18 protein-coding genes are annotated in these 15505 nt (G+C 52.8%); 3 read left to right on the forward strand and 15 right to left on the reverse strand.

What is annotated here, in order from left to right:
• Positions 1–99: 99 nt before the first annotated feature.
• The 15 genes from NFC81_RS13495 to NFC81_RS13565 all read right to left on the reverse strand — a co-directional run bounded on the left by NFC81_RS13495 (position 100) and on the right by NFC81_RS13565 (position 9950).
• Positions 100–561 (reverse strand): GNAT family N-acetyltransferase, encoded by a 462-nt coding sequence (locus NFC81_RS13495; RefSeq protein WP_304995004.1) that lies wholly within the window; start codon positions 559–561, stop codon positions 100–102.
• 179 nt (positions 562–740) lie between these two features.
• Positions 741–1259, reverse strand: coding sequence for an adenylate kinase (locus NFC81_RS13500; protein ID WP_304995005.1), 519 nt, complete (start codon positions 1257–1259; stop codon positions 741–743).
• Between the two features lie 196 nt (positions 1260–1455).
• A complete protein-coding gene (locus NFC81_RS13505) occupies positions 1456–1626 on the reverse strand; it encodes a hypothetical protein (protein WP_370529912.1) in 171 nt (56 codons plus the stop codon).
• A gap of 15 nt (positions 1627–1641) precedes the next feature.
• Positions 1642–2085, reverse strand: coding sequence for an RDD family protein (locus tag NFC81_RS13510; RefSeq protein WP_304995007.1), 444 nt, complete (start codon positions 2083–2085; stop codon positions 1642–1644).
• A gap of 154 nt (positions 2086–2239) precedes the next feature.
• A complete protein-coding gene (locus NFC81_RS13515; protein ID WP_304995008.1) occupies positions 2240–2575 on the reverse strand; it encodes a hypothetical protein in 336 nt (111 codons plus the stop codon).
• A gap of 75 nt (positions 2576–2650) precedes the next feature.
• Positions 2651–3346: an aspartate/glutamate racemase family protein gene (locus tag NFC81_RS13520; RefSeq protein ID WP_304995009.1), complete on the reverse strand. Its 696-nt coding sequence runs from the start codon at positions 3344–3346 to the stop codon at positions 2651–2653.
• A 311-nt stretch (positions 3347–3657) separates the two neighbouring features.
• Positions 3658–4098, reverse strand: coding sequence for a lysozyme inhibitor LprI family protein (locus tag NFC81_RS13525; RefSeq protein WP_304995010.1), 441 nt, complete (start codon positions 4096–4098; stop codon positions 3658–3660).
• Between the two features lie 55 nt (positions 4099–4153).
• A complete protein-coding gene (locus NFC81_RS13530) occupies positions 4154–4633 on the reverse strand; it encodes a hypothetical protein (protein ID WP_304995011.1) in 480 nt (159 codons plus the stop codon).
• Between the two features lie 3 nt (positions 4634–4636).
• Positions 4637–4831: a transposase gene (locus NFC81_RS13535; RefSeq protein ID WP_304995012.1), complete on the reverse strand. Its 195-nt coding sequence runs from the start codon at positions 4829–4831 to the stop codon at positions 4637–4639.
• Between the two features lie 71 nt (positions 4832–4902).
• Complete coding sequence (locus tag NFC81_RS13540) at positions 4903–5361, reverse strand: hypothetical protein (protein WP_304995013.1); 459 nt, start codon at positions 5359–5361, stop codon at positions 4903–4905.
• A 64-nt stretch (positions 5362–5425) separates the two neighbouring features.
• Positions 5426–6190 (reverse strand): abortive infection family protein, encoded by a 765-nt coding sequence (locus NFC81_RS13545; protein WP_304995014.1) that lies wholly within the window; start codon positions 6188–6190, stop codon positions 5426–5428.
• An 84-nt stretch (positions 6191–6274) separates the two neighbouring features.
• Positions 6275–7447: an SIR2 family protein gene (locus NFC81_RS13550; protein ID WP_304995015.1), complete on the reverse strand. Its 1173-nt coding sequence runs from the start codon at positions 7445–7447 to the stop codon at positions 6275–6277.
• Between the two features lie 71 nt (positions 7448–7518).
• Complete coding sequence (locus NFC81_RS13555) at positions 7519–7830, reverse strand: hypothetical protein (protein WP_304995016.1); 312 nt, start codon at positions 7828–7830, stop codon at positions 7519–7521.
• A 72-nt stretch (positions 7831–7902) separates the two neighbouring features.
• A complete protein-coding gene (locus NFC81_RS13560; protein WP_304995017.1) occupies positions 7903–8787 on the reverse strand; it encodes a D-hexose-6-phosphate mutarotase in 885 nt (294 codons plus the stop codon).
• On the reverse strand, positions 8784–9950 hold the full coding sequence (locus NFC81_RS13565; RefSeq protein ID WP_304995018.1) for an aminotransferase class I/II-fold pyridoxal phosphate-dependent enzyme: 1167 nt from the start codon (positions 9948–9950) through the stop codon (positions 8784–8786). The genes NFC81_RS13560 and NFC81_RS13565 overlap by 4 nt, the downstream gene beginning before the upstream one ends.
• Positions 9951–10019: 69 nt before the next feature.
• On the opposite strand from NFC81_RS13565, the gene gluQRS reads away from it, so the two are divergent.
• The 3 genes from gluQRS to NFC81_RS13580 are packed head-to-tail and all read left to right on the forward strand — an operon-like array spanning position 10020 to position 15282.
• A complete protein-coding gene (gene gluQRS, locus NFC81_RS13570) occupies positions 10020–10925 on the forward strand; it encodes a tRNA glutamyl-Q(34) synthetase GluQRS (protein ID WP_304995019.1) in 906 nt (301 codons plus the stop codon).
• Positions 10922–13876, forward strand: coding sequence for an ATP-binding protein (locus tag NFC81_RS13575; RefSeq protein WP_304995020.1), 2955 nt, complete (start codon positions 10922–10924; stop codon positions 13874–13876). The genes gluQRS and NFC81_RS13575 overlap by 4 nt, the downstream gene beginning before the upstream one ends.
• Positions 13876–15282, forward strand: a complete 1407-nt coding sequence (locus tag NFC81_RS13580; RefSeq protein WP_304995021.1) for a sigma-54 dependent transcriptional regulator — start codon at positions 13876–13878, stop codon at positions 15280–15282. Before NFC81_RS13575 ends, NFC81_RS13580 begins: the two co-directional genes overlap by 1 nt.
• The last annotated feature ends 223 nt before the right edge of the window (positions 15283–15505 follow it).

Consider the following 15505-nt stretch of genomic DNA (forward strand, 5'->3'; position numbering starts at 1 on the left):
CAGAGGCGTGTTTGAACTCCAGTTTCTGCTGCGCGTTATATGTCACGATCTCCGGTGTATGTCAGTTTGCCTTTAAAACTGGCTTAGTTTGCTCTCGGTTCAAGCATCCAAACGCAGCTCCATAAAAACGCTATAGGGATCTTCTTTATAAGATCCAAAGGGACCGCAATAGGAAAAGCCGTGTTTCAAATAGAGCGCTCGGGCAGGTTCGAAGAATGGCATTGAGCCCGTCTCAAGGCTCAACAAGCTGTATTGCCTGCTCTTCGCCTCCTGCACAATATGGCTGACCAATTTCGAGCCATAACCTTGGCCTCTTACCGAAGCACTCACCCGCATAGATTTCAATTCACCGAGACCGACGCCCAGCTCTTTAAGCGCAGCACAACCCACCAACTGTTCACCGTCGTAAAGGCTCCAAAATGTGATCTCCGGAGCGCGCAAGCCGTCTAAATCCAGCGCATGCTTGCTTTCCGGTGGCGATATAGACCTCATATCGTTGATATGCTGCTGTAGGAATTCGGCGATGTCTGCGCCGTCAAGATTATCGATGCGTATGTCCATTGGTCATTTCCTTTTTGGGATTAAATTGATCGTATTAGGCTGCTGAAAATGACCGCGTAATACGGTGGTTCGGGTGTTTGTGCAATCTCAGACATAGAGGCCTCTGGTTTATCCGGCGACTAACGGGGTCGCGCACTGATTCGACTTGTTTGATCCTACTAGCGATCTTAATTTGATCACTACTTCGACCGAATATCATTTAAAAACGCTTTAATGGCGCGTGGCGACCGCAAGTGATAAACGCTCTTCGAATTCCGTGAGTCAGAAACAAGCTTTCTGTATGCCGGAGTCAATTTGGTATGGCACAGCCAAAGAACCCGGTAGCTGTTGAGTGTTCCTTTCAGTATTGGACTGTTCTCAGGCCAGCCTTCAGGGTTTACAAACGAGCCCTTGAGCAACCGTTTGGTTACCCACAATCCATGGGTGAGTAACGGCAGATCGATGAATATTAGCGTATCGGCAGCAGCAAAACGCTCCCATGCGGATGGGACACAACCAAACCCGTCGATGATCCACGCCTCTTGGCTCAGAAGATCAGAATGTGTGCGAAGGTATTCCGTATGAGGCACTTCCTTACCGCCTGCCTGATACTTTATCTTGTCTAAAGAGTATAGCGGCAGCTTAGCAGCTTCAGCCAACTGCTTAGCCAGAGTCGACTTACCGCCTCCCGCATTTCCAAATATCGCTACTTTTTGCATGCTGCCTCCTTTGGCGTTAACTAAAACCCAGGAAGCAGACAACAAAAACCCGCCTCTTGGGCGGGTATAACGAACAACAGTCGTGTCAAAACCCACCATTCCTATGGAATGATGAGAATAATTCGAGAGTGCTGGAGCGAAAGGTCTGTGTTCATAATTTGATCTTCCCAAACAGGATACGCCAAGTCAACGTTGTTCAACGTGCCACGGGTATATCAAAATGCAGTACATCTTCGCGTTCGCCCATTGAGCTGTACAGCGCAATAGCAGGCTGGTCGTCTTCGTCGGTATCGGCCTGCACAAAGATCACATAAGCACCGCGCTCAGCACCTAAGTTTTGCAACTTGCCAATCAGTCCGCGCGCTATGCCTTGGCTAGATGACTAGTGGGAATCTCGCACAACCACTGTGCCGGACATTTTGTCGTGCCATGTTTGGTTACGGTCGTCCCACAGCATCCAGAAATACCCCAGAAGTAGTGGAATGGCTGAGACAATGTAACCAACGTAGCGAATGACAAACTGCTGTACAGTGGGTCGACCACCGGTTCTGGCGCATACAATACGCGCACTGACCGCCATTTTTCCGGGCGTGGCCTGTTTCTTCACCCAAAACAACATAATCGCCACAAAGGGAAATACCCAATTGATCAATATGTCCGCAAAGCCATATACCGACCGCTCGTCAATCCAATAGTCTTTACCATAGATCATCATAAGAAGCGGAAAGGAAATCAGAAAAAACAGAATTCCGTCCAATATACTGGCCCATAAACGAGCGCCAAAGGAAGCATATTGCGTAGGGGTATCCACAGATTGACTTGTCATACTAAAACTCCTTTAAATTTGCCGTACCAGACCTTCGGTATCGGATCGTAAAATGACACCCGCAAGACAGTTGCAGGCGAACGCGAAGATAATGCACGATGTAAGCGCCGTCAAATTCTGTTTAGGGAGTATGGTCACCGATGACTTTGTTTTGCTATACACCGCAGGGCTTGAGCGCAAAAATGAAAAGCCCAAACCAAATATTTGCCGTAAGAATTAGCAACTTTATAGCGGCGCGAGCAAACGCCGGAATGTCCCGAAACCAGTACAAATAACCAATAACCACCCACTGCACAACAAGCCACAAGACCGAGACGTAGAGAGTGCCTTTGTGGCAAGCCGTCTCGGGCAGTGTGAAATAAGCGTACCACCAAGCCAACACAGCACCCGTAGACAAAACAGCGAGCGCTAAACAAGACAGCAAATTACGCCATGGCGGATAATCGGTACTTAAAAGCTTTTCTCTGTATTCCCTGAAGTTGTCAGCCATGCACTTTCTCCGCGCGAACTGTCGGTAAGCCCGCCTTAACAGCAGTTGCCAATGGCGACGAACTGCTGCGTTGTGTTAAATCCCACCCAAGGCAAGCTGAACCGCCTGCTCGGCGTGTATTTCTGTCGTATCATAAAGTTTGATGTCTGTATCTGAACTTTGGATCAAAAGACCTATCTCCGTGCACCCTAAGATTACCCCTTGCGCGCCGCGTTCAGCCAATGATGCAACAACATCCAAATACACGGCTTTTGAATCAGGCGTAACCACACCCCGGCACAACTCATTGTATATCACCGAATGGATACACTCTCTTTGCGGCTCATCGGGCACCACAACCTGAATACCATGATCCTGCAGACGACCAAGATAAAACGCCTGCTCCATCGTGAACTTCGTCCCCAGCAACCCAACACAGGTTATACCATCCTCTTTGAGCACATTGGCGGTGGCATCTGCAATGTGAAGCAAGGGAATGCTGACTGCGCGCTCAATGTCGGGGGCGACCTTGTGCATGGTGTTCGTACAAAGCACCAAAAAATCGGCACCGGCAGACTCAACCGACCGACCCACAGACGCCAATATTTCCGCCGTTGCTGCCCAATCACCTTTATGCTGTAACGCCTCAATTTCCGCAAAATCAACACTGTAGAGAACGATCTTTGCCGAATGGAGCCCACCAAGTTCGTCTCTTACTTTCTGGTTGATGAGTCGATAATACGTCTGCGTAGACTCCCAACTCATTCCGCCTATCAGGCCTATCGTTTTCAATGGCAACCTCCGCGCTGTCGTTGTTGTGCAGGCACTTCTTACTGGCTTACTCGACTCACCCACGAAGCTCGCCCTTCGGGGCTAGATAAAACTGTGCAAATTAATTACGACTCACTCATCAACACGCAATGCATTGCAGGAAGCATACCTCGAACCTTGATTAAAGTACTGAACTATGGCTGAGCTAAAGCACACATTAGGACTTGTTAAAAAGATATCCCCTCTAGTAATGCTTTTAAGTGGGGCACACGCCATTGTAAATAGAGCCGACGAGAGGAACAAAGAATAGGAAAGTGGTCTGGTGACCTGGACTAATGAGTTTTTCCGCCCAAGTCACGGCTGACCCCAGGTTCAGGCAGCACCGGTGGTGTGCTGTCCATGTACGTTAGGAAGTGCCGCCAAATTTCATGCGTTCTTTGCTGGGTCAATGCCGTTTGGCAGGAAATACCCATGACGCCCCGAATAGTGCCGTCACGCCACTGAGTGTACACAGAGTCGCAATGCGATGTCCTATACGCCGCCCACGCTTTTTGCGCGGTCTTAATCGCAGCGATCAGTTCAGGGTCGTAGCCGTTGTGCTGGTAACTGGCTTCTAGGTAATGCTCCATTTCAGACTCGGCCAGATAGAGCTCTTCGAGGGCGCACTGGTTGATGTCCATGGTAGAAATGGCTCTTTCGCAATCGAGCGCGTCGTCCGTGGCAAGTGCGGTGAGTGATAACGCAGTAAGTGCGATGGCAAAGAATTTATTCACAGAAACCTCAGCAATTAAAAGGCGCGTGGTTGCGTAATTCAAAGGGAGCTGGCAGTTAACTGCGTAACTTTGTTAGCAGCTTAGCCCAAGCGGGTGCCCGCATGACCAAAGCCAATCCTAAGGCACCTTTTAGCAACAACCCTAACGCTGGCATCGCACTCTTCCACCATTCCATACCCATGGGTACGGAGAAAACGACATGGCGCGGAAGATACGCAAGCGCCGTCACCAGAAAGTACACCCCGAGGATTTGCAACACAAAGGCTTGTGTTCCTTGCGGGAGTGGTTGCTGATCGTCTTCGCCAATGCTGCTCAGTACGTTGCCCGACAGGCGCCAAAGCAGCCATATAGCCAGTATTCCCAGACCAAAGAAAGCTAAGAAAAACACAGGGTACAGGCTGTGCTCAGCGAGGCCAGTCAGTGCGGTGATAACAGCAACAAATTGGGCGCTATTGACAATCAGTTGGGCGAGTAGCCAGAGGGCGAATACGCGTAAAGCGAGTGCGGTGAGGGTTTTGCGTGGCGGTTTCGACACTTCTTATGCTCTCCTTGAAGGACGTAACAGCCCTTCTCGATATTCTTTGCGCCATCGTGACAGCATGAACGGATGAATGTCCATGGCGAGCGCAACGTCTTTGATCAGCACGTCTGGGTCAAAGGTCATTTCGACGGACTTGCGCTTAAATTCTAGGCTGTATTTCTGTGTCTTCTTGGCTAAATTGGACTTGGGCATGGTGCACCTCTTCAGTTTAAAGAGGCGTCCGTTTTAATGGGGCAAGATCAGGAGCGAGTTTAATTGCTTTGTTAGCCGTCACTAGCCTTTCTCCGATATGAGAAAGTAGAGGGCTCAAGTCTAAAAAGTATATCGGACAAGCGGATTCCGTGGGAAAGATCGTCTCTACCCAAGCTTTCACGCATTGCCCTACACAGCCTGGTGTAAGCGAGGATCTCCTGCTCCTTCTCAAGCGTACCACCTTGCAGCCAAAAGCTTTCCAAGGCTTCCACTACGCCCGCATCGGCACATACGCAGATCCGCGATTTTGCATCATTGAGAGCTCCAAGCTCAGCAATCTCATCTTGTATTCTCCCGGATCTTCTAGCAGAAACTAAGAGTGAAGTGGCTTTTAAAAAGTCTGTATAAGCATCCAATCGCATTTTTGCCAACTCATCGTTGCGGCTCTTTTTCTCGGACAAAACATGCCCGAAGACTGCTCCTATCAGTCCTGTAATCAGGGAAAGTATTGCTGCTAAGGTAATTGTCATAGAGTCCTTTGGCTAACGCCCGCGTAAAGCGCGCGAGGAACGAGCGTCGCCTTCAACGCGCTTGTTACGTTTTATTACTGTGGCGTTCATTCCAGCTGCTCACAAGAAAGATTGCCATAGAACCAGCAAGATTTACGGCCAATTCTGCATGACGTGGAGAAGGCTTTGCTCTGATTTTACCTTGGCCATGTGCATCTCCAAGCCGATTTCGGAGAGTACCTAACCCACCTACTATCGCAGAACAGCCACCAAGTATTTGCTTGAAAATTGCCTCATTATGTTGATCTGGCGAAAGATTAAGCTCTTTTGCAACGAGCTTATATAGCTCGTGAATCTCAATCTTTTTGGAGTTGTAGGGTACTTTTTGTATATCAAGAATATGCTTGCACACGGTTTCCAATAGGCTTCTCGCTGCTGTAATAGCCCCTTCAGGGTCGTTTGCCCTACGACCCAGAGCTTTTTCCCATGCTGCATGAACACCTTCTTCATCAAAGGTTTTCAACGCATCAGAAATAGAGGTGTCTGCCGGAGCGACATTTTTACCTTCTAGACTATCAAGTAAGGGCTGGAACTCTGTATATATAAAGTCTCTTCTCTCTTGGTATTTTTTAAACTCATACTTAATGAACTGCCAGAACTGATTCAAATCTCGATTTGTTCGGACGAATCCAGGCATTAATTGCTTTATAGAAGCCTTTTCGAGCAGCAGTTGACGAAGCAACTGATAGTCACCTGGACTTGGTGTTTCACCTGTAGCTCTCGCGATTAATATGTTCTGCAAACACACCGCTCGCTCATAATCAGTTTCTAGCTCTTGAATTACATCCATTCGTCAGTGCTTCTCTATTCGGAAACGTAACGTTGCCTTCATTGGTGCAGGCGCGCTAGCGACTGCATCCGATGGAAGGCCTTGTTAAGTTTTCCTGTTCATAGTAAATAAAAACTCAACAGCTTCCGTAGAAAAGCCATCTAGCCAGAACGCCGATTTTTCCTTGTTAGAAAACCCATACCGTTGCATGAATTCTTCTTGCCCTGTTTGATCATCTCTGAAATCAACGAATTTTACATTATCTTTTAGCGTTTCCAATAATTCTTCATCCCACCAAGATTCCTGATAATTAGAAATCACGTTGTATAGTATCTGGCGGATATACTCGTCATGTTCTGGAAGAGAAAAGCCGATAATTGAAATCCCCAGGTTATATCCACCCGCACGGCCAAGGCCATGCCAAAAATCCAGCAGTGGTGGAGCATATACAAACTTCACGTATGACGGCGACAATAGGAATGGAGCATTGAAGCCCCGATCTCCCTGATAGTACGCATCAGCATCTCGAATTCTGTGTATATGGAGCAATGGATCATCTGGAGATCTTGGGCCATCTACGATGGAAACAGCTTCATACCTTGTTGGATCGTCAAAAACACTATGGATGGGTATCCTAGTGCTGCCCTGTGATTCATGTGACTCTTTAATTGACAAAAACTGTTTGTTATTGAACCAGTCTACTGAGCCATGAAGCTTTAGAACTATGACTTCTTCCTTTTCGCTATCTACTGTGTTCGAATATTCACCAATTTCTTTGTACCGGTGTTGAAATAAACGATAGGGTTTTCCAACATACTCCAAAGCTCTTTCAAGAATTATGTCGTAGTTAAATGTTATTACGATATCGTGAGGAGAAAGTGACTCCGCAAACCTATAATATGCATCAGGAAGGTTGTTTGCTTCGGGAGTTTTGAGATGAATAACTTCACCTATTGCTTTTCGAATCATTAATTGTGATTCGTTACCCTCTTCGCTCCAAGTGTCGCTACCACGCAAGCCCAAGAAGTGTTCAATATCCAAAAACGACATTAGCTCTTCTAAATCAATGTTGGACTCATCTATCGTTATTCCATCACAAGCCCTTCTGTACTCAATGTAGTTTTCAAGATCGCGTTGGAACTTTGTTTCCTTCCCATGCCTAGCTTCGATGGCACTTTTCACTTCCCCATAAAGTTCTGACGCAAGCGGAAGTCCAGCCGGTTTTGAGAAACCTGCGCCTAGAACAAATATTCTGAATCCTGGATGATCTGATGACATTACGTATATAAACTTAACAGTTTATTAGTGCGCATGCGCGATTTGCTAGAATGCCTGAGTCAGCAAAAACCTCACAAACCTCTGATTTTGTTAATATTTTTACGATCTTCACCAAAATCATCTCTGGAAAAACGCGCATGCGCACTATCCTGTTCTGAAATTTTTGGAGCGTGCGTATAAACAAGGAGTCCGTCGCGCCAAGCCTTTGATTTTCTTACTGTTTTCAATTCGGCAGCCAGAAAAACACGCAAAGCTTGAAAACATCCTAGCAGAAAAACGCGCATGTGCACATAGAAAAGCCTGATTATACTGGGTTTTTGTACAGCTATTTTTCGTGCAAAAAATCCTGCTTTGCAAGGCGTAAATCGCTCTTCTGTAAGCACTGATAAACTACAGACGTTGGACGTATTGAGACTACGGAAGTATGTGAACGGTTCGGCCAGAGGGCCGGCCGCCTACGGTTCATAGCCAATGGTGGTGCTGAGCGTATGGCTTTCCCATGGGGCTAACAAGCGTTTGTCGGGCCCGGCATTAGCGGCTTCGATGCACAGCATGTGTTGGTGGCCGTCGGTGGGGAATTGGCTCAGGGTCGCACCTTTGTCGGCACCGGGGTTCCAGACCACCAGCGCGGAACAGCCGTTGCGGGTAATCACGCGGTCTTTCATGCCATTACAACGCAATTTTACCGGGCCGGCGTATTGATAGTACACACGGTCTACTTCGCCATTAATGGTGAGCGCCTGGGTTTCTCCGGCGCGGTCTTCGCCGGTTAGTTTATCGAGGTAGCGAACGCTGGTTAGGCCATGTATTTCTGCGCTGGCTAGGTCGCTTACGGGCAGGTAGGTGTGCAGTGCTTGGCTGAGCAACTGGGGTTCGCTGCCAATATTGCGCGTGGTGAGGTTGATGGTCAGGCTGTGGCCCAACACAAACTCAACGCTCACGGCCCAGGCTTCTTCCGGCAGTAATTGCGTTAATGATTCGGGTGGGATCGACATATTCACGCGCACTTTCTGGTGCTCAACGGTCACGCCATCCAATTGCCAGTCTGCAGTACGTGCTACGCCATGGGCAGGCGCGCCGAGGCGGTCGCCACCGAACCACGGCCAACAAATGGGTACGCCGCCGCGCAATGCTGTGCCGGGTTGTTGCGGGTCGGCGGGACTCATCCACAACAGGTCGTCTTCTCCGCTGGGTTGGCAATGCACGATGTGCGCGCCAGTAAAGGCGATGCGAGCGCTAACGTTAGAGTGTTTGATACACAAAAATGACCGCCCGTGGGCGTTGGTTTCAAGCGTGATGCCATCGGGCAAGGCGTTTAATGCTGAAGGGGTATTGCTCATAAGCCACTCACAAATTGGGCGATCCGCCCTAAGGCTGTACGCAAACGCTCGGGTTCACAGGTATAGGCAAAGCGTACAAAGTGTGAGGGGTTCTCGCCACCAAAATCGTCGCCGGGTGTCACCGCCACGTATTGTTCGGCCAATAGGCGTTCGCAGAAGGTCAGTGCATCTAAACCGGTGTGGCGGATGTCGGCGTATAAATAGAACGCGCCCTGGCCGTCGTTCGGTAAACCAAAACCCAGTTCCGCCAGTCCGGCGTACAGGCAGTCGCGGCGTTCGGCAAAGGCGGCAACACGCTCTGCGTATTCGGCATCCATGTCGGGCTGCAAGGCGCGCAAAGCAGCGTATTGCGAGACGGTGGGCGGGGCTAGAAAGAGGTTCTGACACAGCCGGTTGGCGGCATCTACGGCGTGTTCGGGCACCACACACCAACCCAGCCGCCAGCCGGTCATGCCGTAGTATTTAGAAAAGCTGTTGATGACCCAGGCATCGTCGCTCAGTTCCAAAATGGAATGCGAGCGGGAGCCGCTGTAGTCGAGCCCTTGGTAAATTTCATCCACAATCAAATGGGCGTCGCGCGTGGCACACCATTGATGCAGGGCGTCCAGTTCGTTGCGCGCCAACACCTTACCGGTCGGATTCGCCGGGCTGGCCACCAATAAGGCGCGGGTGTCAGCAGCCCAGTGTTCGGCCAGCCAGTCGGTGGTCAAGCTAAAACCGGTGTGCGCAGGCAAGGGTGCGCAATGCGTGTTGATGTTCAGCAAGGCGGCGATCTGGCGGTTACACGGGTAGCCCGGCTCGGGCAGCAGCAGGGTTTGGTTGGCATCGAGCGTTAAGCTTAGGACCACCTGCAAAGCGCCGGATGCACCGGGCGTGAGAATGAAGCGCTCAGGGGCGATTTGAACGCCATAGCGGCGTTGATAGCTGGCCGCGAGCGCGGTTTGCAGGTCAGGAATGCCGGTCGACGGGGTATAAAAGGTGCGCCCTTCGCTCAAGGCGGTTTGCGCGGCGGCGACCACTCGCTCGGGCGTGGGAAAATCCGGTTCGCCCACTTCGAGGTGAATGACGTCGTGCCCTTGCGCCATCAAGGCATGCGCAGCGCCCAATATATGCATCACCTGAAAGGCGGCGACCTGTTGTTCTCGTTGTGCCAGTGCGGGCATGCCGTACTCCTGTGCTACCAGTGCATCGTGCTTGTACGCGCATCCTACCAGCGGGTAAACTCTCCTGCCATGGATAACCCACCTTCCGACATGCCTTATATAGGTCGCTTCGCGCCATCGCCCTCCGGCCCTTTGCATTTTGGTTCGTTGGTGGCGGCGTTGGGAAGCTATTTAGATGCCCGTGCACAGGGTGGGGAATGGTATGTCCGCATTGAAGATATTGACCCGCCACGCGAGCAACCGGGCGCGGCGGACGAGATTTTACGCACCTTGGATGCGCTGGGCCTGCATTGGGACGGCGAAGTGATGTGGCAAAGTCAGCGCAGCGAGGCCTACGAGGCGGCGTTAGACGCTCTGCGCGACGAATTGTTTTACTGCACCTGCACACGAGCCGACCTGCGACCTTTCGCGGGCGTTTACCCCGGCACCTGCCGTGCACGCACTCAAATGCCCCTCGACACTCCCTCCGCCATTCGTTTGCGTACCCCGGATTCTGCATTGACCTTCCTCGACCGCCGTTTGGGCGAGCAAAGCCTGACGCCCACCGACACCGGCGGCGACCCCATATTGCGCCGCAAAGACGGCCTATGGGCGTATCAACTCGCGGTGGTGGTGGACGACGGCGCACAAGGCATTACCGATGTGGTGCGCGGCAACGACTTGCTGAACACCACGGCCGGGCAAGTGTATTTGCAAACCCGCCTCGGCCTGCCAACGCCGCGCTACCTGCATTTACCCGTAGTGGTGGATGCGGAAGGGCGGAAACTCAGCAAACAAAACCACGCCCCCGCCATTGATGTAACCCAGCAACGCCCGTTATTACGTGCGGCATTGCAAGCACTGGGGTTGAACGCACCCGACCTCGACGCATCTGCTTTATTAAAGTGGGGCGTGGCGAACTGGCTAGACAACATCACACAACTGCGTAGCGGCGACGTGCCCCAGCCCATCACCGAGCAGGGCTTGGCCTCATGATATTTAGTATTCCTCTGCTGCTGGGCTCAGGCCTAGCGTACCTCGCGGTATTGATGCTGGCGGGGTACGCGGCCGATCGCGGCTGGCTGCCACAGCGCTGGTCGGAAAACCCGTTCGTGTACACCTTGGCGTTAAGCCTGTATTTCAGTGCGTGGGTGTTTTTTGGCTTGTTGGCGTTGGCGTACACCTTTCAAACGGGTTATCTCACTTTAATTGCTGGGTTGTTGTTGCTGTTTGTCGCGGCACCCGTTCTGGTCAGGCCGGTGCTGCGCATTGCACAAAGTTACCAGTTGAGTTCGCTGGCAGACATGATGGCCTTTCGCTTTCGCTCGCGTTGGGCCGGCAGCTGGGTAACGCTCGCACTGACGCTCACCGCGCTGCCTATGCTGGCCTTGCAGATTCGTGTGTTGAACGACAGTGTGCGCATGTTGGTCCCCGGTACATCACCGGTTCACATTGCTTTTGGCTTCTGCACCATTGCGCTCTTTTTAACGCTGCTGCTCAGCGCCCGCCAACGCACCCCTACCCAGCGCCACCACAGTTTGGTGATTGGCTTGGCCGCCGACGGCGTGGTGAAGTTGCTCGCCTTTATTGTGCTGGGCGGCTTTGTAACCTGGCAGGTGTTTGCCGGGCCGGGCGATATGTGGGCATGGAAAAGTACCGAAGCTCAGCGCTATTTGCGCTTTAACCCGCGCTTGGGGCTCGCACCGGGATTGACCATGGTGGCCATGTTCTTTATTGCGCCCATTGTCTTCCCGCAGATGTTTCATGTGTTGGTGCGCGAGCACCCCGACCGCTCGGAGCCACGCTGGCTGCAATGGGGCCTGCCGGTGTATGCGCTGTTGTTCGCTATCCCGGTGTTTCCGATTCTGTGGGGCGGTATCAAGCTGGGCTTCCCGACGGCGCCGGAACTCTTTGTGCTTAGCATTGGCGAACACATGTCGACGCCGCTGTTGAGTTTGCTGCTTTTTATTGTGATTGCTTCGGCGGCATTGACCACCACAGTGGTGACCTCGCTGGCGCTGGCATCGATGTGGGTGAACCACGGCGTACTGCCCTATTTCCCGCCGCGCCGGGAGTCATCGGACATCTACCGCTGGCTGATGTGGACGCGGCGCGCCGTCATTGTCACCTTGTTGACCGTCAGCCTGTTGGTGGCGCTGAACCTGCACGAAAACCACAGCCTGTCGCACCTCGGTTTGATCACCTTCGCTGCGACCCTGCAGTTCCTGCCCGGCTTAATCGGGTTGCTGTATTGGCCCGGGGCGAGCCGCAGCGGCTTTGTCGGCGGTTTGGTGGCAGGCATGACTTGCTGGCTGTTGCTGTTGGGCCTTCCGCTGCTGCTGGAGCCGGGGCTGTTTGCGCCCTATTTGCCGACCAGCATTGGGGCTTTGACCAACGAATGGTTTACCACCTCGTTGCTCGCCATGCTGATCAATCTGGTGTGCTTTGTTGGTTTGTCGATTCGCTTTCCACCAACCCGCCAAGAGCTGGCGGCGGCTTCGGCCTGTAGCCAAAACGCACCGCTGTCGCCCAGTCGGCGTGGCCTGCGGGCGCACAATGCACGGGAGTTTGTGCACCAGTTAGCGCGGCCGTTGGGCCAGGTAACGGCCGAACGTGAAGTAGACCGCGCCTTGAACGAGCTGGGCTACACCTCTGCGGAATACCGCCCGTTCGCCCTACGGCGCTTGCGCGATCGACTCGAAGTCAATTTGTCCGGGCTGATGGGCCCGAGTGTGGCGCAGGCGCTGGTTGAGCGGTACTTGGCGGTGGACAGCAACGAAATAGACCCCGCTACCGAAGACCTGTATCTGGTCGAGAACCGTTTGGAAGGCCTGCACACCCAGTTAACGGGTATGGCCCGCGAACTCGACCAGTTGCGCCGTTTCCACCGCGACACCCTGATGCGCTTACCCATTGGCGTGTTCTCGCTCGCCGCCGATGGTGAGATTTTGATGTGGAACCGCGTAATGGAGCAGCTGGTGGGGCTCACCGCCGAACAGGTGCTGGGCACCCGTTTGAATGCACTTCCCCCAGCCTGGCGAGACCTTTTAATGGGTTTTGTGAACGATGAAAGCACCGAAGCGGCCATGCTGCCACTGGACGCGGAAGAAGGCCGCCGCTGGCTGGGCCTGCATCGATCGCCCGGTCCAGACTTACAAGGCGGTGCAGAATCGGCCGCTTTGGTGGTGTTGGTGGACGATCAAACGCAGACCAAGTTGCTGGAAGACGAGCTGATTCACAGTGAACGCTTGGCCGCCATTGGTAGTCTTTCTGCTGGTGTGGCGCATGAAATCGGCAACCCCATCACGGGCATCGATTCCTTGGCGCAAGAACTGAAATACCTGAGTGAAGACCCCAATGTGCAGGAAGTCGCGGTGCAGATACGCGAACAAACCCAACGCGTCACCAACATCGTACAATCGCTGGTGAGCTACGCCCACGCCGGGCAATCCAAACGCCAAGGCGACCACAGCCCGCATGTGCTTTATGACATCGTACAGGATGCGGTAAACCTGTTGCAGTTAAGCAAAGACCGCAAGCCCGTGGTGTTGCTCAATGAAGTACCGCCTGACCTCTACGTGCTGTGTGATGCACAGCGCCTCGGGCAGGTGTTTATTAATTTGCTGACCAACGCCCGCGACGCCTCACAGCCGCGTGATGAAATAACCATCACTGCGCTGGCTGACACGCACCGCATTCAAATTGAGGTCGTCGACCGGGGCGTAGGCATACCCAAAGAAGTGAAAGACCGTATACTGGAGCCCTTCTTCACCACGAAAGATGTGGGCAAGGGCACCGGTCTGGGCCTACCCTTGGCGAATAACATCGTGGAAGAACACTTCGGCAGCCTGGAATTTGAAAGTCCGGCCTTTCGCCTGGAAGGTCGGGGAACGCGGGTTATAATCACCCTACCAAGACACAGCATCGACACGGATACCCCTGAGTGATGGCAAATATACTCGTCGTTGAAGACGAAACCATTATCCGCAATGCGTTGCGCCGCCTGTTAGAGCGGCACGACTTTCTGGTGACTGAAGCCGGTTCCGTGGATGAAGCGTGCAAGAACGATCTGACCGAATTCGACCTCATCATCAGCGACCTACGCCTGCCCGGTGCGGAAGGCACGGAGATGATCACCCGAGCGCCTGAAACCCCGGTGCTGATTATGACCAGCTATGCCAGTATGCGTTCAGCGGTCGACGCCATGAAACTGGGGGCTCAGGATTACATTGCCAAGCCCTTTGACCATGACGAGATGGTGCAAACGGTGAAGCGCATTCTGCAACAAACACAGACGCAGCAGACCATCAACCAAGACACCACCGGCAGTACCAAAGGCCGCGCCACACAACTGGGGCAGATGGTGGGCCAGTGCGCGCCGATGCAACAGCTGTATAAACAGATTTTGAAAATAGCCCCAACGCCAGTAACGGTATTGATTCACGGCGAGTCTGGCACCGGTAAGGAGCTGGCCGCGAAGGCCATACACGACCACAGCAGTCGCGCCAAAGCGCCGATGATTTCGGTGAACTGTGCGGCTATTCCCGAAAGCCTGATTGAGTCGGAACTGTTCGGCCACGAACGCGGGGCGTTCACCGGTGCCGTATCAGCGCGCCAAGGTTTGGTTGAAGCGGCCGATGGCGGCACCCTGTTTTTGGATGAGATCGGCGAGCTGCCGATGGAAGCGCAAGCGCGCCTGCTGCGCGTGATTCAGGAACGCGAGGTGCGTCGAGTCGGTACCGTGCATTCGCGCAAAGTGGACATCCGTCTGATTGCTGCCACCCACCGCAACCTGCAAGAACTGGTGGAGACCGGTCAGTTCCGTGAAGACCTGTATTATCGCCTGCAAGTGATTGAGTTAAAGATCCCACCGCTGCGCGTGCGCGGCGACGATGTGCTAATGATTGCCGAAGTCCTGCTGGACAACTACGCGAAGCGTATGGAAGTAGACACACCCAACCTGTCAGCCCAAGCCCGCCAGTTGATCAGTGAATACCACTGGCCAGGCAACGTACGCGAGCTGGAGAATGCCATGCAGCGCGCGTTGATTCTGAGTGAAGGGCCGGAGATCGACGCCGCCGTGCTGAACATCAAGGCCCGCCGTCCACTGGTGGTACAGGCTGGGCGCGCAGAGCCCGTCGCACCGGTGACCAATGCCAACAGCCCTGCACCGACCGACGGTACGGTGTTTGAAGACGCGTCGCTGGAGGATTACTTTGTGCAGTTTGTACTGGAGCACGAAGAGCAGATGAGTGAAACCGAGCTGGCACAAAAACTCGGCATTAGCCGTAAAAATTTGTGGGAGCGCCGTCAGCGTCTGGGCATTCCACGCCGCAAAGGTGGCAAAGGGTAACACTTTCACGGTGTGCGTGATGGTAACACTCGGTGTTACCGTTCACCCCAGTCGTTCGTTCGTCAAGCTGGCGTCAACGCCGGACAAAGTTATAAGCCATTGTTTTTAAAGAATTTTTTAAAACTGGCACGCCACCTGCTATATCACTTGTACAATAACAAGTCCGACAACAAAAACAAAAACGGACAACATAGCAATCGCAGCGCCCAACTAAAAATAACAA

Origin of the sequence: Salinispirillum sp. LH 10-3-1 (assembly GCF_030643825.1) — a bacterium.
Classification (GTDB): domain Bacteria; phylum Pseudomonadota; class Gammaproteobacteria; order Pseudomonadales; family Natronospirillaceae; genus Salinispirillum.

What these genes read in the sequence shown, in the direction of transcription:
- NFC81_RS13495 (WP_304995004.1), bottom strand. Translation starts at nt 561, where the DNA reads ATGGACATACGCATCGATAATCTTGACGGCGCAGACATCGCCGAATTC.
- NFC81_RS13500 (WP_304995005.1), bottom strand. Translation starts at nt 1,259, where the DNA reads ATGCAAAAAGTAGCGATATTTGGAAATGCGGGAGGCGGTAAGTCGACT.
- NFC81_RS13510 (WP_304995007.1), bottom strand. Translation starts at nt 2,085, where the DNA reads ATGACAAGTCAATCTGTGGATACCCCTACGCAATATGCTTCCTTTGGC.
- NFC81_RS13515 (WP_304995008.1), bottom strand. Translation starts at nt 2,575, where the DNA reads ATGGCTGACAACTTCAGGGAATACAGAGAAAAGCTTTTAAGTACCGAT.
- NFC81_RS13535 (WP_304995012.1), bottom strand. Translation starts at nt 4,831, where the DNA reads ATGCCCAAGTCCAATTTAGCCAAGAAGACACAGAAATACAGCCTAGAA.
- NFC81_RS13540 (WP_304995013.1), bottom strand. Translation starts at nt 5,361, where the DNA reads ATGACAATTACCTTAGCAGCAATACTTTCCCTGATTACAGGACTGATA.
- NFC81_RS13545 (WP_304995014.1), bottom strand. Translation starts at nt 6,190, where the DNA reads ATGGATGTAATTCAAGAGCTAGAAACTGATTATGAGCGAGCGGTGTGT.
- NFC81_RS13550 (WP_304995015.1), bottom strand. Translation starts at nt 7,447, where the DNA reads ATGTCATCAGATCATCCAGGATTCAGAATATTTGTTCTAGGCGCAGGT.
- NFC81_RS13560 (WP_304995017.1), bottom strand. Translation starts at nt 8,787, where the DNA reads ATGAGCAATACCCCTTCAGCATTAAACGCCTTGCCCGATGGCATCACG.
- NFC81_RS13565 (WP_304995018.1), bottom strand. Translation starts at nt 9,950, where the DNA reads ATGCCCGCACTGGCACAACGAGAACAACAGGTCGCCGCCTTTCAGGTG.
- gluQRS (WP_304995019.1), top strand. Translation starts at nt 10,020, where the DNA reads ATGGATAACCCACCTTCCGACATGCCTTATATAGGTCGCTTCGCGCCA.
- NFC81_RS13575 (WP_304995020.1), top strand. Translation starts at nt 10,922, where the DNA reads ATGATATTTAGTATTCCTCTGCTGCTGGGCTCAGGCCTAGCGTACCTC.
- NFC81_RS13580 (WP_304995021.1), top strand. Translation starts at nt 13,876, where the DNA reads ATGGCAAATATACTCGTCGTTGAAGACGAAACCATTATCCGCAATGCG.